The organism is Bacilliculturomica massiliensis, from assembly GCF_900605495.1.
Classification (GTDB): domain Bacteria; phylum Bacillota; class Clostridia; order Peptostreptococcales; family Anaerovoracaceae; genus Bacilliculturomica; species Bacilliculturomica massiliensis.
The window spans coordinates 175,463-200,513 of the sequence record NZ_LR027603.1 but is presented as its reverse complement, the minus strand read 5'-3'; the positions used below and the strand labels follow the sequence as shown (position 1 = coordinate 200,513).

21 protein-coding genes, 1 pseudogene and 1 riboswitch are annotated in these 25,051 nt (G+C 58.3%); of the genes and pseudogenes, 18 read left to right on the top strand and 4 right to left on the bottom strand.

Annotation, left to right across the window (positions count from 1 at the left end; translation table 11 throughout):
- Positions 1–83: 83 nt before the first annotated feature.
- From cobM to E0E37_RS10515, 17 genes and pseudogenes are all read left to right on the top strand, one after another.
- Complete coding sequence (cobM, locus tag E0E37_RS10590) at positions 84–842, top strand: precorrin-4 C(11)-methyltransferase (RefSeq protein ID WP_130863019.1); 759 nt, start codon at positions 84–86, stop codon at positions 840–842.
- Positions 839–2,119, top strand: coding sequence for a glutamyl-tRNA reductase (gene hemA / locus E0E37_RS10585; protein WP_130863018.1), 1,281 nt, complete (start codon positions 839–841; stop codon positions 2,117–2,119). The genes cobM and hemA overlap by 4 nt, the downstream gene beginning before the upstream one ends.
- Before the next feature lie 57 nt (positions 2,120–2,176).
- Positions 2,177–2,905, top strand: a complete 729-nt coding sequence (gene cobJ / locus E0E37_RS10580; protein ID WP_130863017.1) for a precorrin-3B C(17)-methyltransferase — start codon at positions 2,177–2,179, stop codon at positions 2,903–2,905.
- Between the two features lies 1 nt (position 2,906).
- On the top strand, positions 2,907–4,529 hold the full coding sequence (gene cobK, locus E0E37_RS10575; protein WP_130863016.1) for a precorrin-6A reductase: 1,623 nt from the start codon (positions 2,907–2,909) through the stop codon (positions 4,527–4,529).
- A 6-nt stretch (positions 4,530–4,535) separates the two neighbouring features.
- Positions 4,536–5,456, top strand: coding sequence for a hydroxymethylbilane synthase (hemC, locus tag E0E37_RS18560; RefSeq protein WP_165445320.1), 921 nt, complete (start codon positions 4,536–4,538; stop codon positions 5,454–5,456).
- On the top strand, positions 5,422–7,122 hold the full coding sequence (cobA, locus tag E0E37_RS18555; RefSeq protein ID WP_207302954.1) for a uroporphyrinogen-III C-methyltransferase: 1,701 nt from the start codon (positions 5,422–5,424) through the stop codon (positions 7,120–7,122). Before hemC ends, cobA begins: the two co-directional genes overlap by 35 nt.
- The gene (locus E0E37_RS10565) at positions 7,119–8,231 is read left to right on the top strand and encodes a cobalamin biosynthesis protein CobD/CbiB (protein WP_130863015.1); all 1,113 of its coding nucleotides are present in this window, start codon (positions 7,119–7,121) and stop codon (positions 8,229–8,231) included. Before cobA ends, E0E37_RS10565 begins: the two co-directional genes overlap by 4 nt.
- Complete coding sequence (cobD, locus tag E0E37_RS10560; protein ID WP_130863014.1) at positions 8,219–9,295, top strand: threonine-phosphate decarboxylase CobD; 1,077 nt, start codon at positions 8,219–8,221, stop codon at positions 9,293–9,295. Before E0E37_RS10565 ends, cobD begins: the two co-directional genes overlap by 13 nt.
- Before the next feature lie 65 nt (positions 9,296–9,360).
- A complete protein-coding gene (locus tag E0E37_RS10555) occupies positions 9,361–10,893 on the top strand; it encodes a cobyric acid synthase (protein ID WP_130863013.1) in 1,533 nt (510 codons plus the stop codon).
- Between the two features lie 113 nt (positions 10,894–11,006).
- Complete coding sequence (locus E0E37_RS10550; protein ID WP_130863012.1) at positions 11,007–11,651, top strand: precorrin-8X methylmutase; 645 nt, start codon at positions 11,007–11,009, stop codon at positions 11,649–11,651.
- Positions 11,652–11,760: 109 nt separating this feature from the next.
- The gene (gene cobT / locus E0E37_RS10545) at positions 11,761–12,861 is read left to right on the top strand and encodes a nicotinate-nucleotide--dimethylbenzimidazole phosphoribosyltransferase (protein WP_130863011.1); all 1,101 of its coding nucleotides are present in this window, start codon (positions 11,761–11,763) and stop codon (positions 12,859–12,861) included.
- Positions 12,854–13,450 carry a bifunctional adenosylcobinamide kinase/adenosylcobinamide-phosphate guanylyltransferase gene (gene cobU, locus E0E37_RS10540; RefSeq protein WP_130863010.1) on the top strand — a complete coding sequence of 199 codons (597 nt, stop codon included), beginning with the start codon at positions 12,854–12,856 and terminating at the stop codon, positions 13,448–13,450. The genes cobT and cobU overlap by 8 nt, the downstream gene beginning before the upstream one ends.
- Positions 13,451–13,517: 67 nt before the next feature.
- Positions 13,518–14,072: pseudogene (gene cobS, locus E0E37_RS19255) on the top strand (adenosylcobinamide-GDP ribazoletransferase); the annotation flags it as partial.
- Positions 14,008–14,394: an adenosylcobinamide-GDP ribazoletransferase gene (locus tag E0E37_RS19250; protein ID WP_130863009.1), complete on the top strand. Its 387-nt coding sequence runs from the start codon at positions 14,008–14,010 to the stop codon at positions 14,392–14,394. The pseudogene cobS and the gene E0E37_RS19250, both read left to right, overlap by 65 nt.
- Before the next feature lie 243 nt (positions 14,395–14,637).
- Positions 14,638–15,363: a LytR/AlgR family response regulator transcription factor gene (locus E0E37_RS10525; protein WP_130863008.1), complete on the top strand. Its 726-nt coding sequence runs from the start codon at positions 14,638–14,640 to the stop codon at positions 15,361–15,363.
- Positions 15,364–15,367: 4 nt separating this feature from the next.
- Complete coding sequence (locus tag E0E37_RS10520) at positions 15,368–16,675, top strand: sensor histidine kinase (protein ID WP_130863007.1); 1,308 nt, start codon at positions 15,368–15,370, stop codon at positions 16,673–16,675.
- A 623-nt stretch (positions 16,676–17,298) separates the two neighbouring features.
- The gene (locus tag E0E37_RS10515) at positions 17,299–18,063 is read left to right on the top strand and encodes a DeoR/GlpR family DNA-binding transcription regulator (RefSeq protein ID WP_130863006.1); all 765 of its coding nucleotides are present in this window, start codon (positions 17,299–17,301) and stop codon (positions 18,061–18,063) included.
- Here the strand turns inward: E0E37_RS10515 and dapD are convergent, their stop codons facing one another.
- The 3 genes from dapD to dapA all read right to left on the bottom strand — a co-directional run bounded on the left by dapD (position 18,064) and on the right by dapA (position 20,680).
- Positions 18,064–18,795 carry a 2,3,4,5-tetrahydropyridine-2,6-dicarboxylate N-acetyltransferase gene (gene dapD / locus E0E37_RS10510; RefSeq protein WP_130863005.1) on the bottom strand — a complete coding sequence of 244 codons (732 nt, stop codon included), beginning with the start codon at positions 18,793–18,795 and terminating at the stop codon, positions 18,064–18,066.
- Between the two features lie 158 nt (positions 18,796–18,953).
- Positions 18,954–19,676, bottom strand: a complete 723-nt coding sequence (gene dapB, locus E0E37_RS10505) for a 4-hydroxy-tetrahydrodipicolinate reductase (protein ID WP_130863004.1) — start codon at positions 19,674–19,676, stop codon at positions 18,954–18,956.
- Positions 19,661–20,680: a 4-hydroxy-tetrahydrodipicolinate synthase gene (gene dapA / locus E0E37_RS10500; protein WP_246019699.1), complete on the bottom strand. Its 1,020-nt coding sequence runs from the start codon at positions 20,678–20,680 to the stop codon at positions 19,661–19,663. Before dapA ends, dapB begins: the two co-directional genes overlap by 16 nt.
- Positions 20,681–21,136: 456 nt before the next feature.
- Positions 21,137–21,312, bottom strand: a riboswitch (Lysine riboswitch).
- 310 nt (positions 21,313–21,622) lie between these two features.
- On the opposite strand from dapA, the gene E0E37_RS10495 reads away from it, so the two are divergent.
- Positions 21,623–22,804, top strand: coding sequence for a pyridoxal phosphate-dependent aminotransferase (locus E0E37_RS10495; protein ID WP_246019698.1), 1,182 nt, complete (start codon positions 21,623–21,625; stop codon positions 22,802–22,804).
- 126 nt (positions 22,805–22,930) lie between these two features.
- On the opposite strand, the gene alr is transcribed toward E0E37_RS10495, so the two are convergent.
- On the bottom strand, positions 22,931–24,064 hold the full coding sequence (gene alr, locus E0E37_RS10490; protein ID WP_130863003.1) for an alanine racemase: 1,134 nt from the start codon (positions 24,062–24,064) through the stop codon (positions 22,931–22,933).
- Positions 24,065–25,051: the final 987 nt, after the last annotated feature.

Sequence of the window (25,051 nt, the reverse complement as noted above, 5' to 3'; positions counted from 1 at the left end):
AACGATATGATGAATCAGAGCGGCGGGCGCCGGGGACGGATCGGGTGAATGGAAACGCCTGCGGCGACGGAGGAGGTAACAGTATGGTACATTTTGTAGGAGCGGGACCGGGGGCTACGGACCTGATCACCGTGAGAGGCCGCGATCTGCTTTCGGAGGCGGACGTGATCATATATGCGGGTTCGCTGGTGAACCCGGAACATCTGAAGCTGGCAAAGGAGGGCTGTGAGATTCACGACAGCGCTTCCATGACGCTGGAAGAGGTGATCGGCGTGATGAAGAAGGCGGAGGCGGAAGGGAAGACGACCGTTCGGCTTCACACGGGAGATCCCAGCATCTACGGGGCGATCCGGGAGCAGATGGATCTGCTGGCCGCGGAGAAGATCGCCTTTCAGGTGACGCCGGGCGTCAGTTCTTTCTGCGGCGCGGCGGCGGCGCTGAAAGCGGAGTATACGCTTCCCGATGTGTCCCAGACTGTCATCATTACCCGCATGGCGGGGCGCACGCCGGTGCCGGAAAAAGAAGAGATCTCGCTGCTGGCGTCCCATCAGGCCACCATGGCCATCTTTCTGTCCACAGGACTGCTGGAGCCGCTGTCAGAGCGTCTGATCGCCGGCGGCTACACGGCGGAGACGCCGGCGGCCATCGTCTATAAGGCCACGTGGCCGGATGAGCAGGTGTTTTACACCACAGTGGGCGGCCTGCAGAGAACGGCGGCGGAGAATCACATCACAAAGACGGCGCTGATCCTGGTGGGGAATTTCCTGGGCGACGTTTATCAGCGTTCCAAACTGTACGATCCCGCCTTTACTCATGAATTCAGAGAGGCTGTTATAAAATGAACATCAGCATGATAGGAATCGATCACAGCAGGGCTTCCGTGGCCTACCGCGAACTGTTCTCCTTTACCAGAGCGCAGGCGGCCGCGGCCATGAAGCGCATCAGAGACGAGTTCGCCGTGGACGGCTGTCTGCTGCTCTCCACCTGCAACCGGACAGAGCTGTGGATCAGCGGGGAGGCCGGGAGACGGATCTCGCCCTATGACATGCTGTGTGAGGTAAAAGGCATCGATAAGTCCCAATACGGCGCGTACTTCGTGGAACGCCGGGACGGGGAGGCTGTGGATCATCTCTTTCAGCTCAGCTGCGGACTGGCCTCCAGACTGTTCGGCGAGGATCAGATCATCTCCCAGGTGCGGGAAGCGCTGGTCCACTGCAGGGAGTGCGGCTGCGACGACATGGTCATCGAAAAGCTGTTTCAGAGCGCCATCGCGGCGGCGAAGAAAGTGAAATCCACCGTGCGCATCACAGCGGCGGACCAGTCTACGGCCGTCAGTTCGCTGGAGCTTCTGAAAAACAGGATGGGCAGTCTGAAAGGCGTCCGGTGTCTTGTGATCGGAAACGGCCAGATGGGCAGGCTGATCGCCAACGCGCTGGTCGATCAGGGGGCCTGCGTCAGCATGACTCTGCGCAAACGCATACACGGCCGGGAAGAGCAGGGCTCCATCGTACCGGAGGGATGCCGCATGGTCCCTTACGAAGACCGGATCGCCGAGCTGACGGACAGTCAGGTAGTGATCAGCGCCACGCTGTCGCCCCATTACACGATCCACAAGACCGACATAGAAGGCATGAAGCTGCCGGAGCAGCGGATCTGGCTGGATCTGGCGGTTCCACGGGATATTGATCCCCGCATCGGGGAGATGGAAGGCTTTCACGTTTACGATATCGACTCTCTCAGCGACGGGAGCATGGGAACTGCCAGCGAGACCGCCGTTAGACGGGCCCTGGAGATCCTGGAGGATCACGCGGCGGAGCTGGAGAGATGGTTCGCTTTCCGCGAAGAGGTGCCTCAGGTAAAGAAGATCACCGAGCTGGCCGCGGAGGATGTGATGGACCGTCTGTCCGGGACCATGCGCGAGCTGACCGTCTCCGACGACGCCGTGGCCGAGCTGTCGGATTCTATCTACACGGCTGCTGAAAAATCGGTGGGCAAGATCCTCTACGGGCTGCGGGAGACGCTGACGCCGGAACTGTGGGAGGTCTGTATGGACGCTCTGGTCCGCGCCGCGCAGAAGGACACGCTGAAAACGGGCTCGCCCAATCCGGCAGGCCGATAGAAAAAAGCCCGATCGCTTAAAACAGACGGATCAGGCAAAAGAAAGGATAAGAACAGAATGAAAATATATGTGGTGGGCCTGGGGCCCGGGGGCATGGACCAGATGACGGGCCGGGCGGAAGCGGTACTTGAAGAAAGCCAGGTCATTGCGGGCTACGATGTCTATATTGACTTGATCCGGGAGAGATTCGGGCACAAGAAGCTGCTGTCCACGCCCATGAAAAAAGAAGTGGACCGGTGTCATCTGGCTCTGTCGGAAGCGGTAAAGGGCCAGACGGTCTCCATGGTCTGCAGCGGGGACGCGGGCGTCTACGGCATGGCGGGGCTCATGTACGAGGTGGCGCAGGAATATGAGCCGGTAGAGATCGAAGTCGTACCGGGGATCACGGCGGCCTGCAGCGGAGCGGCGGTGCTGGGCGCCCCGCTGATCCACGATTTTTCCGTGATCAGTCTCAGCGATCTTCTGACTCCCTGGGAGCGGATCGAGAAGCGGCTGGACTGCGCGGCGGAGGCGGACTTTGTCATCTGTCTGTACAATCCGTCCAGCAAAAAGCGTCACGACTATCTGCAGAAAGCCTGCGACATCGTCATGAGGCACAGGGGGCCCGACACGGTGGCGGGATTTGTGAAGAACATCGGCAGAGAAGGCGAGTCGGGCACCGTTCTGACTCTGGCCCAGCTGAGAGACACGGCGGTGGATATGTTCACCACCGTCTATATCGGAAATTCCCAGACGAAAAACATCGGTGGAAAGATGGTGACCCCCAGGGGCTATCGGGGAGTTTAAAATGATAAAGATTTTGATATTCGCCGGGACCACAGAGGGAAGAGTGCTGACGGAGCGGCTCCTTGAGCGGACGCGGGCCGCGGCCGCCGGAAACGCTGGAGCAGCCGGCGCCGGGTCCATGGAAACGGCTGAACGGGGCGAAGGCGGATGGGGAGCCGGAAGGGCTGAGGCGGCGGTGGAGATCACGGCCTGCGTGGCCACGGAGTACGGCCGGGTGGTCCTGGAAGACAGCGCTGCAGGCCGGCAGACCGGCAGCGGCAGGCTGCGTATTTTATCAGGCAGGCTCTCAGAAGAGGAAATGTGCCGTCTGATGACCGAAGAACGGTTCGATGTGGCGGTGGACGCCACCCACCCCTACGCCTCACAGGTGACAGCCTGCATTCGGCAGGCCTGCCGCGAGACGCACACCTGCTGTCTGCGGCTGGTGCGGGACCAGGGGAAAAGGATCGATCCCCAGATGGAACAGGGGGGAGAGGGCGCGGACAGCATCGTCTTTGTGGAAAGCGCCGCAGAGGCCGCGGATTTTCTCAACACCACGGAAGGACCGGTGCTGTTGACCACGGGGAGCAAAGAGCTGGCCGCCTTCACAGCGGTGGAGGATTTCGGCCGCAGGCTGTACGCCAGAGTGCTTCCCATGGCCGAGGCGGTGGAAGCCTGTACAAAGCTGGGCTTTCAGGGCAGGCAGCTGATCTGCATGCAGGGACCTTTTTCCTACGAGATGAACGCGGCCATGCTGAAGCAGACGGGGGCCAGATATCTGGTGTCCAAGGAGACGGGAAAGGCCGGCGGATTTGACGAAAAGCTGCGGGCGGCGCTGGATCTGGGCGTGCGTCCGGTCATCATCGGCAGGAAGCCGGAGGAGGATGGGAAAAGCCTGGAAGAGGTGCTGGACCTGCTGGAGGAGAAATTCGGGGTACCCGGGGCCCCGGGGGATTTTGAGAGCCCTTTGGAAGGGACAGGGACCGCCCCGGCGGAAAGACCCGGCGGCTTGGAGGCCGTCGGCGGGGGTCAAGAATGCAGTGACGAAAGGGACGGCGGGCCGGAAGACTGGTTTCCGCTGTTTATCAATATTAAGGACCGGCCGGTGATCGTGGTGGGCGCCGGACGCGTGGCCGCCCGGAGGATCCGTACGCTTCTGCAGTTTTCCTGCCGGCTGACGGTCATCGCGCCGGAAGTCTCGGAGGCGGTGGAAGAAGCGGCGAAGGAGGGGAGGCTGCGGCTGGTGAAAAAGGCCTACGGCCCTGAGGACCTCCTGAACGAAGATGGGAGTCCCGGAGCGGTCTTTGTGCTGGCCGCAGTCAGCGACCGCCAATGCAGCAGCCAGGTGGTGCAGGACTGCCGCAGACTTGGCATACCGGTGAATACAGCGGACTGCCGGGCGGAGTGTGATTTTTATTTTCCAGGGGTGGCCGCCGGCGGCGGCGTCGTGGCAGGGGTCACGGCCTGCGGGCGGGATCACAGTCTGGCGAAGGAGGCCGCAGGGCGCGTCCGGGAAGTTTTGGCGCAGATGGGACAGAAAAACTCCGGCGGGGCGGCGGAGGCCGTCCTTCGGGATCAGGCCGCACATAGGACGACGGACGGAGACGCCGGCTGCGGCAGCCGGTCCAGTCGTCAGAAGGGATGAGACCATATGAAAACGAAGACCATACGCATTGGCAGCCGGGAAAGCAGGCTGGCTGTCATTCAGTCCCGCATCGTCATGGATCTGATCAGCAAATACCATCCGGAGATCCGGACTGAGCTGGTCACCATGAAGACTACGGGCGATATCATACTGGACAGGACGCTGGACAAAGTGGGGGGGAAAGGTCTGTTCGTCAAGGAACTGGACCGGGCTCTGCTGGAGGGAGAGATCGACCTGTCCGTGCACAGTCTGAAGGATATGCCCATGGAAGTGCCGGAGGACCTGCCTCTTCTGGCGTTTTCCAGGCGGGAAGATCCATCGGACGTGATGGTGTTTCCCGCGGGATGTGAAAAACCGGATCTTTCCAAGCCGGCCGGCAGTTCCAGCATGCGCAGGAATCTGCAGCTGTCCGTACTCTATCCCGGTTGGGAGACAAAGAGTGTGCGGGGAAATGTGATCACCCGGCTGTCGAAGCTGGACGACGGCCAGTACGGCGCGCTGATCCTGGCCGGCGCCGGACTGGCCAGACTGGATCTGTCGCAGCGGATCGGCCTGCGTTTCACGCCGGATCAGATGATCCCCGCCGCCGGGCAGGGAATTCTGGCCGTACAGGGCAGAAAGGGAGAGGACTACTCCTTCTTGGACTGCATCAACGACAGGAAGGCGGAGATCGAGGCCAGGGCGGAACGGGCTTTCGTCCGCTTTCTGGACGGCGGATGCAGTTCGCCGGTGGGGGCCTTCGCTCAGACGGAAAACGGGCAGATCCACATTCGGGGACTTTACTACGAAGAGAGCGGTCTCTGGCGGACCGGAGAGATCCGGGGACCGGAGACTCAGGGAGAAGAGCTGGCTGTAAAGCTGGCCGAAGGACTGCGGGAGGGAGGTATGGCAAGTGTGCAGCACAGCGGAAAACAGGGCGGCAGATAAAAAGGCGGAAGAGAAGACTGGGAAAAACGGGACTGGGAAAGACAGGACCGCCCAGGGCAAGGTGTATCTGGTAGGCGGGGGTCCGGGGGACCCGGGACTTTTCACTCTCCGGGGCCGGGAGCTTCTGGAGAAGGCCGACGTGGTGGTCTACGACAAACTGGTGGGCCAGGGCGTTATGGCGCTGATCCCCAGGGACACAGAGCTGATCACCGTAGGCAAAGTGGCGGGTCATCACCCTATTCCCCAGCACGAGATCAACCGGATCCTGCTGCGGGAGGCGCAGAAGGGCAGACAGGTGGTGCGCCTGAAGGGGGGCGATCCCTTTGTCTTCGGCAGAGGAGGCGAGGAGCTGGAGCTGCTCGTGGAACACGGCGTTCCCTTTGAGATCGTGCCCGGCGTCACCTCGGCGGTATCGGTCCCGGCCTATAACGGCATTCCCGTGACGCACAGGGATTTCTGTTCTTCCTTCCATATCATAACCGGCCACACGAAGAAATCCGATGAAGCGGATATCGACTATGAAGCGCTGGTCCGGGTGGGCGGGACGTTTATCTTTCTCATGGGCGTGACGGCCATGAAAAAGATCTGCGCCGGACTTTTGGCGGCGGGCATGGAGCCGGATATGCCGGCGGCGGTGCTGGAACGGGGCACTACGGCCCATCAGAGAAGGGTGGTCTCCGACGTAGCTCATCTGACTGAGGACGCGGCGGCCGCCGGGATCAGCACGCCGGCCATCATCGTGGTAGGCCGGGTGTGCGCTCTGGCGGAACAGTTTCACTGGGCGGAGGACCGGCCGCTGGGCGGTCTGAAGATCGCCGTCACCAGACCGAAGGACAGAAATTCGGCTCTGGCGGGCAAGCTTTCCGATCTGGGAGCGGAGGTGGTGGTCCTGCCCACCATCGAGACGGAGGCCCTGACGGACGACCGCGGTCTGGAACAGGCTCTGACGCAGATCAGTGACTACGACTGGATCGCCTTTACCAGTCCGGCGGGCGTGAAGGTGTTCTACGATAAAATGAAGCAGATGCAGATGGACGTCCGCCGCCTCTGGGGCCTGAAATTTGCCGTCATCGGCGAGGGGACGCGAAAGGCGGTTGAGGAGAAGGGAATCCTGACGGATCTTATGCCGGAGGTGTACAGCGGGAAGGCCCTGGGTCAGGCGCTGGCGGAACGGCTGAAAGAGGAACAGGCGGCGGGCCGGCGGGCCAGGCTGCTGATCCCCCGGTCGAAGATCGGCACAGAGGATGTGATCGCGCCGCTGAAAGAGGCGGCTATTGAATTTACCGATCTGCCGGTGTACGATACGATCTACCTGCCCGGAGGCGGGTTCGCCTTCTGCGACGAAACGGTGGATTACGTGGCATTTACCAGCGCTTCCACGGTGCGGGGCTTTGTGAAGATGAATGAGAACGCAGATCTCACGAAGGTGAAAGCTCTCTGTATCGGAGAGCAGACGGCGGCCCAGGCCGGAGCTTACGGTATGCAGGTGCTGGTCTCGGAGAAAGCCACCATGGACAGCATGGTGGACCGCCTGCTTTTGGAGCGCAGATCCGCGCGGGCGAACGCGGATCGGCTGGATCCACTGGATCGGCTGGATGCGCTTGAGCAGGCGGCGCAGCAGACGTACACGGGCAGGCCGGGAGGCGCGGCGGGAGGCACCCAGTGATCTCTGTGACGCTGGGGTTTCTGGCCGATCTGATCTTTGGCGACCCTGATTTTCTGCCCCATCCCATACGGCTGATCGGGACCCTCATAGAAAAAGGCGAGGCACTGATCCGCCCGCTTTTCCCCGCCGCGCAGAGGGGAGAGCGGGCGGCGGGAACGGTGCTGGCGATCATCGTCATGAGCCTTTCCTTTCTGGTCCCGGCTCTGCTTCTGTGGGGGGCTTCTCTGATCCATCCCCTGCTGGCTCTGGGACTGGAGGCGGTGATGTGCTATCAGATCCTGGCGGTCAAGGGGCTGAAGACGGAGAGCATGAAGGTGTACCACGCGCTGGCGCCGTCGGATATTGACGGGCGGTGCGATTTGGAAAAGGCGCGCTTTCAGGTGTCCATGATCGTGGGGCGGGATACGAAAGAGCTGACGGAGGAACAGGTGGCCAAGGCGGCGGTGGAGACGGTGGCGGAGAACACCTCCGACGGCACGGTGGCCCCGATGCTTTCCATGGCTTTGGGCGCGGCGTTGAGCCTTTGGCTGACGCTGTCTCAGGGAAGCATGCCGGGGCTGATCGTCTACGGCTCAGTCCCCCCGCTGACGGTCTTTCTGGCGGCGGGCACGGGAGCGTTCGGAGCGGTGAATCCGGTATTTCTCAGCGCGCCCTTCGGTTTTCTTTACAAATCCGTCAACACCATGGATTCCATGATCGGCTACAAAAACGACCGCTATCTGTATTTTGGCAGGACGGCGGCCAGGCTGGACGATCTGCTGAATTTTATTCCAGCCAGGGTCTCCGCGTTCCTCATGATCGCCGGATCGTTTCTGCTGAGACTGGACTGGAAAAACGCATTCCGGGTCTTTCGAAGGGACCGCTTCAATCACGCCAGTCCCAACAGCGCCCAGACTGAGGCTGTGTGCGCGGGAGCGCTGGACATCCAGCTGGCGGGAGACGCGTATTATTTTGGAAAGCTGTGCCCGAAACAGACCATCGGCGATCCCCTTCGGCCGGTGGAGCGGGAGGACATCGTGCGGGCGGGCAGACTGCTCTATGTCACGGCGTGGCTTTGCCTTATTTTGTGTTTGACAGGAATAGGAGCGGCAATATTATGGTTCAGCTGATTCACGGCGGAGATATTTATACGGAAAGAGAAAAGGGACGGGGCGGGGATCTGCTGGATTTCTCGGCGAACATCAACCCTCTGGGGCTGCCGGAATCGGTGAAGCGGGCCGTTGCAGAGGGACTGTCGGATACGGCCCACTATCCCGATCCCCTGTGCCGGGAGCTGATCGCGGCTCTGGCTGAACACGAGGGGGTAAAGGGGGAGCAGCTGGTCTGCGGCAACGGAGCCGCCGATCTGATCTTCCGGCTGGTGGTGGCAAAGATGCCCTATAAGGCGCTGGTCTGTTCGCCTACCTTCGCGGAATATGAAAAGTGTCTGGAATCCGTGGGGGCCGTGGTCAGACGCCACGCGCTCACCGCAGAAAAAGGCTTTTGCCTGGACGAGAGCATTCTCTTTGAACTGAACGAGTCTGTGGATATGCTGTTTCTCTGCAACCCCAACAATCCTACAGGTCAGCTCATCGGAAGAGAGCTGCTGACGGCCATCCTGAAGCGCTGCCGCGAGGCAGGGATCTTGCTGGTACTGGACGAATGCTTCTGCGATTTCGTGGAGGATCGGGAAAGTTACACCATGAAAGGCTTTGTGGAGGAATACGACAATCTGTTTGTTCTGAGGGCTTTCACGAAAAATTACGCCATGCCGGGCCTGCGCCTTGGCTATGGGATCTGCGGGAATGAGACGCTGCTGAACGTGCTGCGGGAGACAGGACAGCCCTGGAGCGTGTCCCTTCCTGCTCAGCTGGCGGGGGTCCAGGCGCTTCGGGAGAAAGAATATCTGCGCCGGGCCAGAGAACTGGTTTTCCGCCAGCGCCAGAGACTGACCCAGGAGCTTCGCGCTCTGGGGTTCACCGTCTATCCCCCGGGGGCGAATTATATCTTTTTCCGGCTGGGGCCGGGCTACAGCGCCGACGGATTCAGAGAGAGGCTGCTGGAGAAGGGTATTATGGTCAGAAGCTGCGGGAATTACTGCGGGCTCTCGGAGGAATATTTCCGTATCGCGGTAAAGACTGAACAAGAAAACGACAGGCTGCTGGCGGCTCTGGAGGCGGTCAGGGAAGGATAGGCGGCCACGGGCCCGGGCGGCGGAGATGGCGTCCATGGAGACGTGAGAATGGGAGGATGACGGAATTGGCAAAGGCAATCATGATACAGGGCACCGCGTCCAATGCGGGAAAGAGCCTGCTGGCGGCGGGGCTGTGCCGCATTTTCAGACAGGACGGATACAGCGTGGCGCCGTTTAAGGCACAGAACATGGCGCTGAATTCGTTTATCACGAAGGAAGGTCTGGAGATGGGCAGAGCGCAGGTGGTACAGGCGGAGGCTGCGGGCATCGAGCCGTCGGTCCTCATGAATCCGGTGCTTCTGAAGCCCACTAACGACATGGGGTCCCAGGTCATCGTGAACGGAGAGGTGTTCGCCACCATGAGCGCCAGCGTATACTACGAGAAGAAACGGGAGATCGTGGAACACGTACACAGGGCTTATGAGACGTTGGCCGCAGCATACGATATCATCGTGATCGAAGGTGCGGGCAGCCCGGCGGAGATCAACCTGCAGGAAAACGATATCGTGAATATGTACATGGCTCATCTGGCAAAAGCGCCCGTACTTCTTGCCGGGGATATCGACCGGGGCGGCGTCTTTGCGTCGCTGGTGGGCACCATGATGCTTTTCCCGGAGAGAGACCGGGCTATGGTCAAAGGGACGATCATCAACAAATTCCGGGGAGATATTAACATACTGAAGCCGGGTCTCACCATGCTGGAAGAACGCATCGGCGTGCCCACGGTGGGAGTGATCCCTTACGCTCATCTGGACATCGACGACGAGGACAGCCTGACGGAACGGTTCAGCAGAAAGGGAGAGAGCGGCCTGATCGACATTGCGGTGATCCGCCTGCCGCGCATCTCCAACTTTACGGACTTCAACGTTCTGGAATACGCTCCCGGCGTGACCCTGCGCTATGTGGAGACTCCCGGCGAGCTGGGAAGCCCTGATCTGATCATACTGCCGGGGACGAAAAATACCATGGAGGACCTGCTCCATATCCGGCAGAACGGTCTGGAAGCGGCGGTGCTGAAACATGCGGCGGCGGGAAAGCCGGTCTTCGGCGTCTGCGGCGGTTTTCAGATGATGGGAGAGGAACTTTCCGATCCTCACGGGGTGGAACACGGCGGCCGGATGAGGGGCATGGGCCTGCTTCCCGCCCGCACCGTATTTGAACCGCAGAAAACCAGGACCCAGGCCCGGGGCGTGTTTGCGCAGGAGATCCCCGGCCTGTTCTCCGGACTGGCGGGAGTGGATTTCACCGGCTATGAGATCCACATGGGCCAGACGGAACTGCTGTCGGAGGGCGGCGAAGCTGATGAGACGAAGCCGCTGATCTGCGTCACAGAGCTGTCGGGAAAACCGGCGTCTCAGCCGGCGGGCCTGTGCAGAGGGAATCTATACGGTTCTTATATACACGGCATCTTTGATGCAGAAGATGTGGCAAGGACTATCGTGTCGGCGCTTTACCGCAGCAAGGGGCTGGACGAGAGCGCCGTGACCGGTCTGGATGTGGCGGCGTACAAGGAAACGCAGTACGATCTGCTGGCTGAGGTCATGAGGAAAAACATGGACATGGACGCGGTATACCGCATTCTGGAGCAGGGCGTCTGATGGAACAGCGGGACGCTGTCTGAAAAGGTCAAAAATAAGGTCAGAATTCTGTAAGCTGTCATCGGTACGATTCGGAAAGAAAGAGACGATCAGCTGGGAATGGGGAGGATTCAATGAAGATCAAACTGGACAATGTACTGCCCGGAGATATTGAGAAGCGTAGCTTTGAGATCATCGGGCAGGAGCTGGGGGACAGGAAGCTGGACCCGGAGATCGAGCCTGTGGTAAAGCGGGTCATTCATACGTCGGCAGACTTTGATTATTACGATAATCTGGTCTTTTCCGAGGGTGCGGTGCGAAAGGGCATTGAAGCGCTGAAAAAGGGCGCCTGCATTATTACGGATACACAGATGGCGAAAGCCGGTATCAGCAAACCGGCGCTCTCCGTATTCGGCGCGGAGGTACAGTGCTTCATCGCCGACGAGGAAGTGAAGGACGCGGCGAAGGCCGCGGGTTCCACCAGGGCTGCGGCTGCGGTGGACAAGGGGGCGGAACTGGCATCGTCGGGCAGACCGGTCATCTTCGCGGTGGGAAACGCGCCCACTGCGCTGGTCAGATTGTATGAACTGATCTCCGAGGGCAAGCTCAGGCCGGAGCTGATCATCGGCGTGCCTGTGGGCTTTGTGAACGTGGTGGAGTCAAAGGAATTGATCCTGGAGCTTCCCGTACCTTATATTGTGGCCCGCGGGCGGAAGGGCGGCAGCAACGTGGCGGCGGCCATCTGCAACGCAATGCTTTATATGGCCGGAGGCAGATAGACGGCAGGTGCGGCCAACGCTGCGGCGCATCCTGTGCCGCAGCGTTGGCCGCGGCGGTTTGAAAAGCGGCGAAGAGGGAACGGGAAGGTTCCCGGAAAAGGAGAAGGCGATGGAAAGGAAAACACTGCAGGAGATCACAGAGGGGATCCGTCCGGCGGACGGGGCGGCGCTGACTGCGGCGCAGGAGCGCATGGACAGTCTCATCAAACCGCTGGGCAGCCTGGGAAAGCTGGAAAGCATGGCGGTAAAGATGGCAGGTATCACCGGCAAGGTGAAGAATACCGTGGAAAAACGCTGCAGCATCGTGATGGTAGCGGATAACGGGATCATCGAAGAAGGGGTGGCCGGATCGCCCAAGGATATTACGCTGATCCAGGGCATGAATATGACCAAAGGGATCTGCGGCATGGGAGTCCTTTCCGCCTACGCCAACGCGGATATAAAAGTAGTAGACATCGGCATCGACGCGGATTACAATAACGATAAGGTGTATCACCGCAAGATCAAATACGGCGCGGACAATTTTGCCAAGGGCCCGGCCATGAGCCGCAGCGAATGCATTCAGGCCATCGAGGTGGGCATTGAGATGGTGGGACTGGCAAAGGAAGAGGGCTACGAGATCCTGGGTACCGGGGAGATGGGGATCGGAAATACCAGCTCCACCAGCGCGGTGCTCATGGCCTTTACGGGTCTATCCGCAGAGAAAGCGGTAGGCAAGGGCGGCGGCCTGACAGACGAAGGGCTGGCGCATAAAAAAGAGGTGATCACAGGGGCTTTGGAGTTGAACAGGCCGGATCCGGCGGATCCCATCGACGTGATCTCCAAGGTGGGCGGACTGGACATTGCCGGCCTGACCGGGTGCTTTCTGGCGGCGGCCTATTACCGTCTTCCCATCGTCATCGACGGTGTCATCTCCGCTCTGGCGGCTCTTGCCGCCTGCAGGATCAATCCGCTGGTAAAGGACTATCTGTTCTCATCGCACCGTTCTATCGAACCGGCTTACGACCTGATCTGCCGGGAACTTGGCATTGAACCCATGCTGGACATGGATATGCGTCTGGGCGAGGGAACGGGCTGCACGCTGGCCTTCAACATTATCGGCGCGGCCTGCGCTATGATGAGAAATATGGCAACGTTTGAGGACATTAAGTACGACCAGTCCTACCGCATCGATATCCGCCAGGAAAAAGAGGCAGAGACGGATGAGTGAGATCATACTGTGCACCGGGGGAGCCAGGAGCGGAAAGAGCACGCTGGCTGAAAAACTGGCGAAGGAGGCCGGCGGGGATAAAGTGCTCTACGTGGCCACCGCGGCGGTCTGCGACGCGGAGATGGCGGAGCGGGTAAAAAAGCACAGGGCCCAGCGCCCATCCGCGTGGAGCACGTGGGAGGGCTTTTGGAACTTTGCCAAGCTGCGGGAAGAACCTGCGTACGCCCAGTGTCAGGCGGTATTGATCGACTGCCTGGGTTTTATGCTGAACAATATCATGTTTCATACGATCAGCGACTGGGACGTCTGTGAGACCGCGGAGATGCAGACTGTGGAACAGCGCATGCTGGAGGAGCTTTCCTGCCTTATGGCCATGGCCAGGGAGGACGGCAAGACGCTCATCGCCGTGACCAACGAGGTGGGAATGGGTCTGGTGCCTGCGGAGCGTTCGTCCCGATATTACAGAGATATTCTCGGACGGGCCAATCAGACCGTGGCCGCGTCGGCGGACCGGGTCTACTTTCTGGTGTCTGGTATTCCGCTGGAGGTCAAGGCTCTGGCAGAGAAGGTCCGTGAGGAGTCGCTGTAGAACGAAAGCCGTCTATGACAGGCGGTATGCCGGCCAGTGCAAGGGGATTTCCGGAGGGAAGGGAAGAATGAAGACGTTTTTTCTGATGCTGTCATTTTTTACGCGGCTGCCCGTGCCGAGGGTGAAATACACGGAGGAGCGGTATGTCAGGGGACTGCCGATGATCCCGTTTGTAGGGATCATCATGGGACTGCTGCTGTACGCGCTGTCCTTTTTCCATTTTCTTTTCCATCCGCCGGTGGTAGCCATGATCCTGCTGGGAGGATATATCTTCATCACAGGGGGGCTGCATCTGGACGGACTGGCCGATACCTGCGACGGTATATTCAGCGGAAGAGAGCGGGAACGTATGCTGGAGATCATGAAGGACAGCCGGATCGGCTCTTTCGGTGTGCTGGCTATGCTGTTTTTTTTCGTGTTTTACATGGTGATGTACCAGTATCTGCCCTATGAGGCGCTGATCCTTCTGCCTATGGTGGGCAAAAGCGCGCCCCTTATTTCCGCCTATCACGCCGATTATATACGGCCGGCGGGCATGGGAAAGCTGCTGGTGGACAATGTGGGAAAAAGGGAGTACGCCATCGCGCTGCTGCTGCCGATCATCGTGTCGCTGGCCGTGCCGTTCGCAGTGGCGGCCTGCGGCGGCGAGGTGCTGGGTGCTGGCCAGCGGCGCTCTGAAGCCGGGAGCTCTGGCGGCCGACGCCGACGGCGCCGGATTTCTGTCGGCCATGGGGCTGTCTCTGTTCGGAGAGACCTTCGGACCGGCCACGGCTGCCGCAGGGATCAATCTGGTCGCTGTCATCGCGGGAATGGGCTCTGTTTCCCTCCTGACCGGGTATCTGAAAAAGGTTTTGGGCGGCATTACCGGCGATACGATGGGCATGGTCTGCGAGACTTCCCAGATGGTGTTTGTGTTTGCAGTGTACCTGCTGAATAATATTTAGCTGATCCGGTGATCCCAGGGCGTCCCGCCGGCTTAGAGCCGTGGGGGAAGGCGATCGCGCTATCAGGAAGGCTTACCCTCTATGACAGCAGTAGAGGGTAATTTTTTGTGAGCGCCCGACGTAAAGACACTCCCGTGGGACAGGCCTGAAAGTAAACGGGGGAAGTGGATTTTAACTGAATTGTACGGTATAATTTCTCATACATAGATAAGTTAAGGCATCAAATGGAAAAGGAGTACGGCTATGTTCCATATTGCTGTATGCGACGATGAACCGCAGGTGTGCGTTCAATTGGAAAAGATGATGGAGAGATATGGGGCGCAGAATGGCGTTGAACTGGAAGTCAATGTGTTTTACAGCGGGGAAACACTTTACCAGGCCATCTCATCCTCCGGGGCATCGGGCCCCGACCTGATCTTTTTGGATATCGAGCTGAAGCTTCTTTCCGGCGTTGATGTGGGCCGCATGATCCGGGAGGAACTTCGGGACGAGGGAATACAGATCGTGTACATCTCAGCCAAGCAGGGCTATGCCATGGAACTGTTTGAGGTCAGGCCCCTGCATTTTCTGCTGAAGCCTCTGGATGAGAAAAAAGTCTTTGACGTGACGGAAAAGGCCAGAGAACTTTCCGGCCGCAGAAGACGCTTTTTTGAATATGACATGGGTAAGGAACATTACCGGATCCCTCTAAGCAAAATTATGTACTTTGAAAGCAGAGGGCGGAAGATCAGACTGGTGACCGCGTCGGAGCCGGCGGACACGGAAGCGTTATTTTATGGAAAACTGACCCAGGTGGCGCGGGATCTGGCAGGAGAAGATTTCATACAGATCCATCAGTCGTATCTGATCCATCACCTGTACGTGAGGGCTTACGAATATAATCAAGTGACACTGATCAATCAGGTCGCGCTGCCCATCAGTCAGCCTTACCGAAAGGCTGTGAGGGAAGCACTTCTCAGAAGGAGGTAATAGCATGCCGGACAGATTCTACGCAGATCTGGTGCTTTATCTTGCCGGTAATTCGTTTCGGGTCTATGTGATCTATCGTTTCCTTCGTCTGTATTTCGGACCTTCACGGCGCGGAGGGGGGAGGATAGCGGCGGCCTACCTCGCCTATTTTATCTTGCTCAGCGGGGCGTATCTGTGTTTCCATTCGCTGTATATGAATGTGACTTTGAATCTTGCGCTGACTTTCGCGCTTACATTTTTATATCGGGACGGGATGGGCAGAAGGCTGCGGGCGGCGGGACTGATCTGTCTTGTCAGCCTGATCTGTGAGACGGCCGTATATCGGCTGATGATCGTTGTCTTTCATGTAAATAACCCGTCTCTGGGCATTGTGGTTCCCAACATGCTCCTTTTTTCTCTGGTGATGATCCTGGAGCGGCTGGAAGACTTGAAAGACGGATACCACGTACCTGCGGCCAGCTGGATCAGTACGATCTTTATGCCGCTGGTCAGTATCTACGTAGAGGGTATCGTATTGGACGACAATCCTCATGTGTTGTGGTCCGCCTTTGCCATCGCGGGAATATTGCTTATGAACGCGGTCATTTTTTATCTGCTGGATCATCTGACCGGGGCTTACAGGAAAGCCTATGAGCTGGAACTGCAGAAGAGGCAGGCGGAAGCCTATGAAAATCAGCTGCGGCTTCAGAAAAGCGCGGATGAGCGGGTGGAACGGCTGCGTCATGATCTGAAAAATCACATCATCGCTCTCCGAATACTGGCTGAAAATAAGAACATCGATCAGCTGACGGACTATCTCAATGATATGGATGAGTCTCTCAAAAGCAGCGATGAATTCGTGCAGAGCGGAAATGTGGTGCTGGACGGTATCGTAAATATGAAACTGCGCGACGCGGCTCGATTGAATACGGAACTCCACGTGGACGTGAATGTTCCCTGCGAGTTCGGCATATCTGATCTGGATCTGAATATTATCCTTGGGAATCTGCTGGATAACGCGCTGCGGGCATTGGAGGAAAGCAGGGTAAGAAAGCTCTGGGTGGAGATCTACCTGACCAGCAATCTGCTGCTCATCCGAATAGAAAATACGTATACGGGTCCAAGCTATTGGCTGGATGGTAAGCTGGAGACCACGAAGAAACAGAAAGCGGGTCACGGGATCGGCCTTTCTTCCGTCAGAAAGACTGTGGAAAAATACCATGGGGCGCTGGACATCCGGCATGAAAATGATATTTTTGCTGTGAAGATCATTATTTATCTAAATCAGAGTGAAAGGCAGACGGGGACGCAGGAACGGGAGAAACGCAGGTAAACAGTATAAGGCAGAGGGAAAAATACGGATTATAACAGAAACATATATGAATTATGACAAGATCCGGCATGATCCTCCTTTTCGTGGTACATTGAATTGTCAGCTGACTGTATGTAAAATACAAAACAGCTGAGATGCTGCTGCGCTTCTGTTTTTTTGGAGACGGCCGCCCCATTATATCCCATCAGTACTGTGGAGCAGCGGGGTGTGTGCCGCAATTCCGGTTCCGGCAAGAGTGTGTGATCCGCACTTCTGCCCCGGCGGAGAGCGAAAATAAGACCGCTGGATGGACCGGAGCCGGTCTGTAGGATATGGGCGGATCCTTTACAGAGAGCGCAGCAGCTGCCTGGCCGGTTGGCGCGGGAGAGTGTGTGACGGAAAATGAGGGCGGCAAAGTGCCGCCTTCATTTTTTTATTCCTAAAACACTGCATGGCGTTTATCCATTGCGGAGATCTTTCTTCCTGAATAAGGAGTTCTGCGTATTTTTGCGTAAAGATGACGATTTGGCGCTCTGATTGATCGTAATTGGCTGATCGTGCTTGATTTTGACTGAAAAGCATGCTATACTCGATGAAAGAAAAGAATTTCTGTAAAAAAATCATGGAGAAGGGAGGCCGCACACATGCTGGCAGAGGAACGGTTTCAGGCGATCTTATCGCTGTTGGAACAGAAACGGGCGGCCACAGTAGCGGAGCTTGCCAGGGAGACGGGAACGTCGGAGTCAACTATACGCAGGGATCTGAATACGCTGGACCGGCAGGGGAGATTAAATAAAGTACACGGCGGGGCCACCGCTCTGGAAAGCGAGTTCATGGCGCTGGAGCGGGATGTGGTCACCAGAGAATATTTAAATGTAGAGGAAAAAGAGGAGATCGCGCAGTACGCGGCGGAACAGATCGGCGACGATGATTTTGTGTTTCTGGATGCGGGGACTACGACGATGAAACTGGCGGAGTACATGGGAGCCACGAAGGCGACCTTTGTGACCAATGGGATCGTCCACGGGCGGATCCTCAGCGAGAAGGGCCTGAAGGTCTATATTCTGGGCGGTCAGCTGAAGCCTTCCACAGAGGCCATTGTAGGCGCCGGAGCGCTGAACAGCCTGCGGCAGTTCAATTTTACGAAGGCGTTTATGGGCGTAACGGGGATCTCAGCGGGTCAGGGCTATACGACGGCGGACCCGGAGGAAGCTCTGGTCAAATCGGAAGCCATCCGCCGTTCCTATGCGACTTACATGTTGGCGGACCACAGCAAATTCAATAAAGTGTACGCGGCTACCATCGAGACCCTGGAGAAGGCCTGCATTATCACGGACCGTCTGCCTGATGGGAAGTTCCGTCAGTATACGGAGATCACGGAAGTGGAAAAAGAGGACGCCGGGGAGTGATCACAGCTCCCTCAGGGCGTCGATGAGTTCCGTGCCTTTTTCCGTCTTTTCATCCTTGATCTTGACCACTCTGGCCGGGATGCCCGCCACCATGGTATTGCATGGCACGTCTTCCAGCACCACGGAGCCGGCGGCGACCACGGCGCCCCGGCCGATGTGCACGCCCTCGACCACTACGGCGTTGGCGCCCACCAGGACGTCGTCCCCGATGACCACCGGAGTGGCGCTGGGCGGTTCTACTACGCCGGCGATGACCGCGCCGGCGCCGATATGGCAGCGCTTCCCTACGGTGGCCCGGCCGCCCAGGACCACGCCCATGTCGATCATGGTGTTTTCGCCCACCACAGCGCCGATATTGATAATGGCGCCCATCATGATAACGGCGTTATTGCCGATCTCCGCTTGTTCACGGATGATCGCTCCGGGCTCGATCCTGGCCCGGATATTTTTTTTGTCCAGAAGGGGAATGGCGGAGTTTCTGGCGTCGTTTTCGATGACCAAATCGGCGATGGCTCCCTGGTTAGCCTCGATGACAGGCTGAAGATCCCGCCAGTCCCCAAAGATGATCTTCGTTTCGCCCCCGGTGGGAAAGACTTTTGCGGACGGTGGGAAGGTGATTCCCTGAAACGCCGCGCTGCCTGCGCCCTCCGGCGTTTTTTCGCGAAGATAGATCTTCACGGGCGTCTTTTTTTCCGATGACCTGATGTATTCGATGATTTCATAAGCGTTCATATTTTCGTAAGACCTCCCGCGGCTGTGTGACCGGCCCGCCCGTCCGGGATGACGGGCGGGCCGGAACATGATAATGGATGACGGCCGTTTGCAGCCTGCCGTCTGCAGGCTCAGCCGGAAGCCCCGGCTTCCGGCCGGCAACGGCCGTTTAATACAGTTTATTCCGCGCCGCCGAACAGTATGTCCTCCAGTTCATACAGTCCCGGCGGTTTTTCTGTCAGGACGGCGGCAGCTTTCAGAGCGCCCGCCGCGAAGATCCTGCGGCTGGCGGCGGAGTGGGTGATGGAGAACGTTTCGTCTTCTCCGAAAAAGGAAACGGTGTGGGCGCCGCTGACCGTGCCGCCCCGCATGGAGAAGATCCCCATCTCATCCCGGGCGCGCTTTCCGCACTTGCCGCTTCGGCCGTACACTCGTCTGAGCCTGCCCGAGGGGTCCACGGCGTCGGCCAGCAGCTTTGCCGTCCCGCTGGGCGCGTCGATCTTCTGGTTGTGGTGGGTCTCCACCATCTCCACATCGAAGCCGTCAAGGAGAATGGGAGAGACCTGTGAGAGGATCCGGCGGAACAGGGCTATGCCCAGGCTGAAATTGGCGCTGTAAAGGACAGGCGCGAAGGCGCTCAGTTCCTGCAGGATCTGCTGTTGTTCCGCACTGTAACCGGTGGTGCCGCAGCAGAGGGGGCTTTTGGTCCGCCGGATGTAGGCGGCCAGATCCGGCAGCAGAGCCGGATCGGAAAAATCGATGACCACATCGGCCTTATCCGCGGCCGCCAGACGCTCCTTATCTCCCCGGCCCACGGCGCCCAGAAGCGTGTGGCCCTGAGCGGTCAGCAGATCTTCCAGCATGCGGCCCATTTTGCCGCGGCCGATCAGAAGGATGCGCATATCTGTTCCCCTCCTGTTGACGCGGCGCTGACGCCGGCGGCAGAACCTGCAGAAGCGGCGGCACAGGAGGATGAATGGAAGGATGCGGCCCTGCCGCCCGCGCACCGGCGGGAGTTCAGCAGTCCCTCCCGCTCCATGATAGCGATCAGCTTTTCCCGGTTGGCCGCCGCCATGGGATACAGGGGCAGATTGTAGCCTCCCACGCCGAAGCCCATGAGGTTCATGGCCTCTTTGACGGGAATGGGATTGACTTCCATAAACAGGCCGTTGATCAGATCCAGATGGGCCAGCTGCGCGGCGGCGGCCTGCTCCCTGCGTCCTTCCAGATAGTCGAATACCATGTTGTGACATTCCGCAGGCATGACGTTGGCCCACACGGAGATGACGCCGGAGGCCCCCAGAGACATCAGCGGGATGGTGATATCGTCGTTTCCGCTGCACATGGCGAAATCATCGGAGAGGAAACGGGCGATCTTCGTTACGTAGGCGATGTCGCCGCTGGCTTCCTTGATGCCGATAATGTTGGGATGGGCAGAGAGACGTTCCACCACCTCCACGGGGATGGAGCAGCCCGTGCGGCCGGGAACGTTATAGAGGATCAGAGGGGCGTCGGTCTGATCCGCCACGTCGGCGAAGTGGTGATACATGCCCTCCACGTTGGATTTGATGTAATAAGGGGCGATGGCCAGCAGAGCGTCCGCTCCCATGGCGGAATATTTCAGTCCCTTTTCCAGCTGGGTCTGCGTGGAGTTGGACCCGATCCCCGCGATCACGGGAATCCGTCCGTTTACGCGCTCGATGGCGAAGCGGCAGATCTCGTCGTCCTGTTCGTGGGACATGGTAGACGTCTCGCCCGTGGTCCCAAGGACCAGGATACCGTCTGTGCCGTTTTCTATGTGCCAATCCAGCAACTCGGCCAGCTTGCCGAAATTGGTTGTGTTGTCGTCGTTAAAAGGGGTAACCAGCGCTACGATAGAGCCTCTGAGTTGTGTTGCCGTCATCATGATAGAATTCCTTTCACGACCCGCGAGCCTGTCTTCCGGCCGGGGTCTTCACTGCGTCTGAGATATTCGAAAGCGGCCGCGTCCATTGCGGCCGGAGGATCTGCCGGTCAAAGGCACAGAGACCTGACCGGGGGCGAGCCGGTGCGCTGCGGGCGCAGAAAATCGTCCGTACCGCGCCGGCATACGCTTTCGCTGACCCAGACTGTGTTTGACTCTATTCACAAAAACATCGTTGAGACTGCAGTTATTTTTCATCATCTTCCTATCCTCTCTCTGTTTCGTATGACAGAACGGGCGGGCACGCCTTCGCCAGGTAAATTTTTTTGTTATTTCCTGCATAATAAAAAAATCGGCGGGGAAGTCTGCTCCTCGCCGATCATACACATACCAAATACAAAAACACGAAAGCCTGCCAGCGTGACGGGCCGTCCGGTAAATACGGGATCTGCGTATATTCGGAAAGACAGCACTCCCACATGCGTACCGCTATGCGGACAGTCCTGTGGATATTCTCCACAGACCCACGATTCCGTTCATGCCTGTTCGGAAAAGTTCGGCGAAATTGCTCTTCCCAGCGATCACTGCCTGCCGGCTCCCGCTGCGTCGGTCGTTTCCGCGCCTCTGTCAATCATATTGTGTCGTATGTTACCACCCTTTCGATCAAAAATCAAGAGAAATTTAAAAAATATTTTTGGCCGGCGTGGACCGGCGGAATCGGATGACACAGCTGCGCCGGAGGGGAAACCGCCGCCCCACCGCCCATTTTGAGCCCATCACAGGAGGACGCTCTATGTTAGACAGTCTGCCCCCAGGCAATATAAGCATTTGCAACATAAGAGAAATTATATTAAAATACAGTTTCAGGATAACAAGCTGAGAACCCGGTCATGCCATCGCCGGGCAGTTCGCTTGAGTGTGTACAGAGATGTGGAAGGGAAAAAGATGCTGGAGAAATTAATGAACAGGGAGCTGGTGCGGAGCCAGCCAAGCGGTATACGAACATTTACCAACATGGCAGGAGAAGTGGAGGACTGCCTGCTTCTCACCATCGGCGAACCGGATTTCAATACGCCGGACAAAATAAAAGAGGCGGCGAAAAGGGCTCTGGACGAAAATGACGTCCATTATCCGCCCTGGGCCGGGCAGCGCCGGCTGCGGGAGCGCATCGCGCGTTTCGAGCTGGAACAGAACGGCGTGACGTATGACCCGGAAGAGATCATTTTGACCGACGGGGCCACGGAAGCGCTTTATCTGGCCCTGAGGGGGATTTTGAACGAGGGCGACGAGGTGATCGTCCCCACTCCGGCCTTCGCTCTTTATCAGTCCATTACGGAACTGTCGCGGGGAACAGTGGTGCCGCTGCCCACCGTGGGACCGCATTTCCAGATAGAAAAAAACATGCTGAACGCGTGCCTTTCAGAGCGCACCAAGGCCATCGTTCTGAACTCGCCCAACAATCCCACAGGGACGGTCTACACACAGGAGACCCTGGAAATGATCCGGGACGTGCTGCTGATGCGGCAGGCGGAAATGGGCATGAACGGGGTGGTCTTCGTCATCTGTGACGACGTCTACGCCCAGCTATCTTATGGGGAGTACCGGAGCTTTACGCAGTTTCAGGAGCTTCGCGGCCAGATCATCGGCGTGCAGAGCTTTTCCAAACCATACGCCATGACTGGATGGCGGGCGGGTTATCTCATGGCGGACAGGGAAGTGACTTCTCAGCTGGTAAAGCTGCACGCCAGCACGGTGGTCTCCGCGGTCTCCTTTATCCAGCAGGCCTGCGGGACAGCGCTGGACTGCGACCCGGCGGAGATGCGGGAGGTGTACCGGAACCGCAGGAATTACGTGTACGGCCGTCTCCAGGAGATGGGCCTGGAGGTCAGCGAGCCCCGGGGCGCCTTTTATATCTTTCCGTCCATCGCCAAATACGGCCTGGGTTCTGAGGAATTCTGCCTGCGCATGGTCCGCGAGGCCAGGCTGGCCGCCTTGCCGGGAAAGTATTTTGGAGCCGACGGACACATACGGATCTCTTACTGTTACTGCGAGGAAACGCTGAGAGAGGGAATGGACCGTCTGGAGCGGTTTCTCTCCGCCCTTGCTCTGCCCCCGCAGGATAATTGACGGGAATACGGATCAATCTTCTGTTCAGAGCGGGGCGGGGCCATACAAAAAGACCCGCAGGCTCCGAGACAAGTGTCCCGGCTCCTGCGAGTCCATGAATTGATATATCCGCGTATACTATCGCGTTTACTTCACGTAGATCTTGGGCAGTCTCTGACCGAAAGCGCAGGCGATCTCGTAGTTGATGGTTCCGGTAGCTTTTGCGATGTCGTCTGCCAGAATGGTGTTTTTGCCGTCGCTTCCCACCAGGATACACTCGTCGCCCACCTTGACGTCGGGGACGTCGGTCACGTCCACCATGCACTGGTCCATACAGATGTTTCCTGCCAGAGGCGCGTATACGCCGTTGACGATGACTTTGCCGTAGGCGGAATAGGGGCGGGGATAGCCGTCCGCGTAGCCCAGAGCCAGCGTGGCGATCTTGCTGGGACGCTTGGAGATGAACTTTCTGCCGTAGCCTACGGAGAAGTCTTCGCCCACCTCTTTCAGGTGCACGATAGCCGCCTTAACGGACATGACCGGCTTGATATCCAGCTCTTTTCTGTCCACTTCGTCGGAAGGATACAGGCCGTACAGGATGATCCCCGGTCTGACCGCGTCGTAGTAAGCGGTGGGGACTTCCATGATGGCGGCGCTGTTGGACAGCGTGCGGAATGGTATCTCCACGCCGGCCTTCGTCACGGCGTCGTAGAAATCAGCGTATTTCTTTTCCTGACCGTGGGTATATGTCTTATCCACAGCGTCTGCAGTGGAGAAGTGGGAGAACATGCCCTTGATCTTGAAGTTGGGCAGCCCGCTGATCTTCTTCACATCCTCCACGGCCGCCGGATCGTAAGGCTGGTAGCCGATGCGCCCCATGCCGGTATCCACGGCGATAAGGCCCTCTACGACTTTGCCCGCTTTCGCGGCTTCGTCGGAGATCGCTCTGGCGTTCTCATAGGAACAGGTCACCGGCGTGATATCATACTCCACAATGGTGTCGGCGTACATATCAGGCGTCAGTCCCAGCATGATGATAGGTTCCTGGATGCCGGCTTCGCGCAGTGTGATGGCCTCCTGCAGCGTGGCGATGGCAAACACGTGGACGTCGTTCTCCTGCAGCACCCTGGCCACCTGGACGGATCCGTGACCGTAGGCGTCCGCCTTGATGACGCCGATGATCTGGCGTCCCGCGGCTTTGGCTTTGATATTTTTGATATTGTAGTCCAGATTGCTTAGATTTACTTCGACCCAGGCCGGCCGAATGGCTTCTTTGAACATGTTTTCTCTCTCCTCTTTACCCTGACCGCCGGAGCCGCAGATACGCCGCTGCTCCCACGGGCGGACGGGTATGCACACATACGGTAGCCTCCGAAAAACGTCCGGACGGAGGCTGGCTTGCACTGTTTTAACCAGTTTTGATTATACTCTTGTCAGGCGGGGATTTCAACCCCGGCAGGGGTCGCGGACGGGAAATCAGTAGGCAGTGGTGGCATTTCAGGGTATAATATCCCCAGAGCGGATATTATATGATTCTGTGCGCGGCGGACGCCATGCGCGGATTATACCCTGATGGCCTGCGGCCAGTCATGGTATAATGTCCGCAGAGCGGACATTATAGATTCTGTGCGCGGCAGACGCCATGCGCGGATTATACTATGATGGCCTGCGGCCAGTCATGGTATAATCTCTCCAAAGCCGCGGTGAAAGTGATGGGGCGGGAAAGAGAAGCTGCGCCCGCCAGGTCCCGCCCACCCGGCAGTACCGACCAGATAACGGCGGGCGGTCAGCGCCAGCCGGCGAATCGGCCTGTGCAAATAGGTGAAACACGCAAAAAAATTGCTGTTTCACCCAAAACAACATCATTTTGGCCTGATTTTAGTCTGAATCACGGCTGTTTTCGGTGATTACAGAAAAAAATAGTCCATTTCGCCTATTTTGGGTTCGCATTTCGGTGAAAATGATTATTTTTGAACGTTTTGACCTATCTGCCGGCGTCGGTACCGGCTCGGAAACCGTCTAACGCATTGGTCCGGCAGCACCGGTCCGGCGGAGCTGGAATGGCACCGGTGGCAGGCCGCATCAGGCCTGTGGTCAAGCGGAGCCGACGGCCAGAGTATGGCGGTCGACAGCACAGGCCCGGCACCGGCGGCAGGCCGCATCGGCCCGGCGGAACGGCAGCGGAGGGCGGACGACTGGGAATAAGGCAGCCCCCCATGAGCTGAAAACAGACATAAGGGTATGGTTTCGACAGGGGAGGGTCACTAG

Excerpts from the sequence above, each read along its gene's own strand:
- cobT (WP_130863011.1), top strand. The coding sequence starts at position 11,761 with ATGGAAAGGAAAACACTGCAGGAGATCACAGAGGGGATCCGTCCGGCG.
- cobM (WP_130863019.1), top strand. The coding sequence starts at position 84 with ATGGTACATTTTGTAGGAGCGGGACCGGGGGCTACGGACCTGATCACC.
- alr (WP_130863003.1), bottom strand. The coding sequence starts at position 24,064 with ATGTTCAAAGAAGCCATTCGGCCGGCCTGGGTCGAAGTAAATCTAAGC.
- cobU (WP_130863010.1), top strand. The coding sequence starts at position 12,854 with ATGAGTGAGATCATACTGTGCACCGGGGGAGCCAGGAGCGGAAAGAGC.
- dapB (WP_130863004.1), bottom strand. The coding sequence starts at position 19,676 with ATGCGCATCCTTCTGATCGGCCGCGGCAAAATGGGCCGCATGCTGGAA.
- cobK (WP_130863016.1), top strand. The coding sequence starts at position 2,907 with ATGATAAAGATTTTGATATTCGCCGGGACCACAGAGGGAAGAGTGCTG.
- E0E37_RS10525 (WP_130863008.1), top strand. The coding sequence starts at position 14,638 with ATGTTCCATATTGCTGTATGCGACGATGAACCGCAGGTGTGCGTTCAA.
- hemA (WP_130863018.1), top strand. The coding sequence starts at position 839 with ATGAACATCAGCATGATAGGAATCGATCACAGCAGGGCTTCCGTGGCC.
- cobD (WP_130863014.1), top strand. The coding sequence starts at position 8,219 with ATGGTTCAGCTGATTCACGGCGGAGATATTTATACGGAAAGAGAAAAG.
- E0E37_RS10550 (WP_130863012.1), top strand. The coding sequence starts at position 11,007 with ATGAAGATCAAACTGGACAATGTACTGCCCGGAGATATTGAGAAGCGT.
- E0E37_RS19250 (WP_130863009.1), top strand. The coding sequence starts at position 14,008 with ATGTGGGAAAAAGGGAGTACGCCATCGCGCTGCTGCTGCCGATCATCG.
- dapA (WP_246019699.1), bottom strand. The coding sequence starts at position 20,680 with ATGATGACGGCAACACAACTCAGAGGCTCTATCGTAGCGCTGGTTACC.
- hemC (WP_165445320.1), top strand. The coding sequence starts at position 4,536 with ATGAAAACGAAGACCATACGCATTGGCAGCCGGGAAAGCAGGCTGGCT.
- E0E37_RS10515 (WP_130863006.1), top strand. The coding sequence starts at position 17,299 with ATGCTGGCAGAGGAACGGTTTCAGGCGATCTTATCGCTGTTGGAACAG.
- cobJ (WP_130863017.1), top strand. The coding sequence starts at position 2,177 with ATGAAAATATATGTGGTGGGCCTGGGGCCCGGGGGCATGGACCAGATG.
- E0E37_RS10520 (WP_130863007.1), top strand. The coding sequence starts at position 15,368 with ATGCCGGACAGATTCTACGCAGATCTGGTGCTTTATCTTGCCGGTAAT.
- dapD (WP_130863005.1), bottom strand. The coding sequence starts at position 18,795 with ATGAACGCTTATGAAATCATCGAATACATCAGGTCATCGGAAAAAAAG.
- E0E37_RS10495 (WP_246019698.1), top strand. The coding sequence starts at position 21,623 with ATGCTGGAGAAATTAATGAACAGGGAGCTGGTGCGGAGCCAGCCAAGC.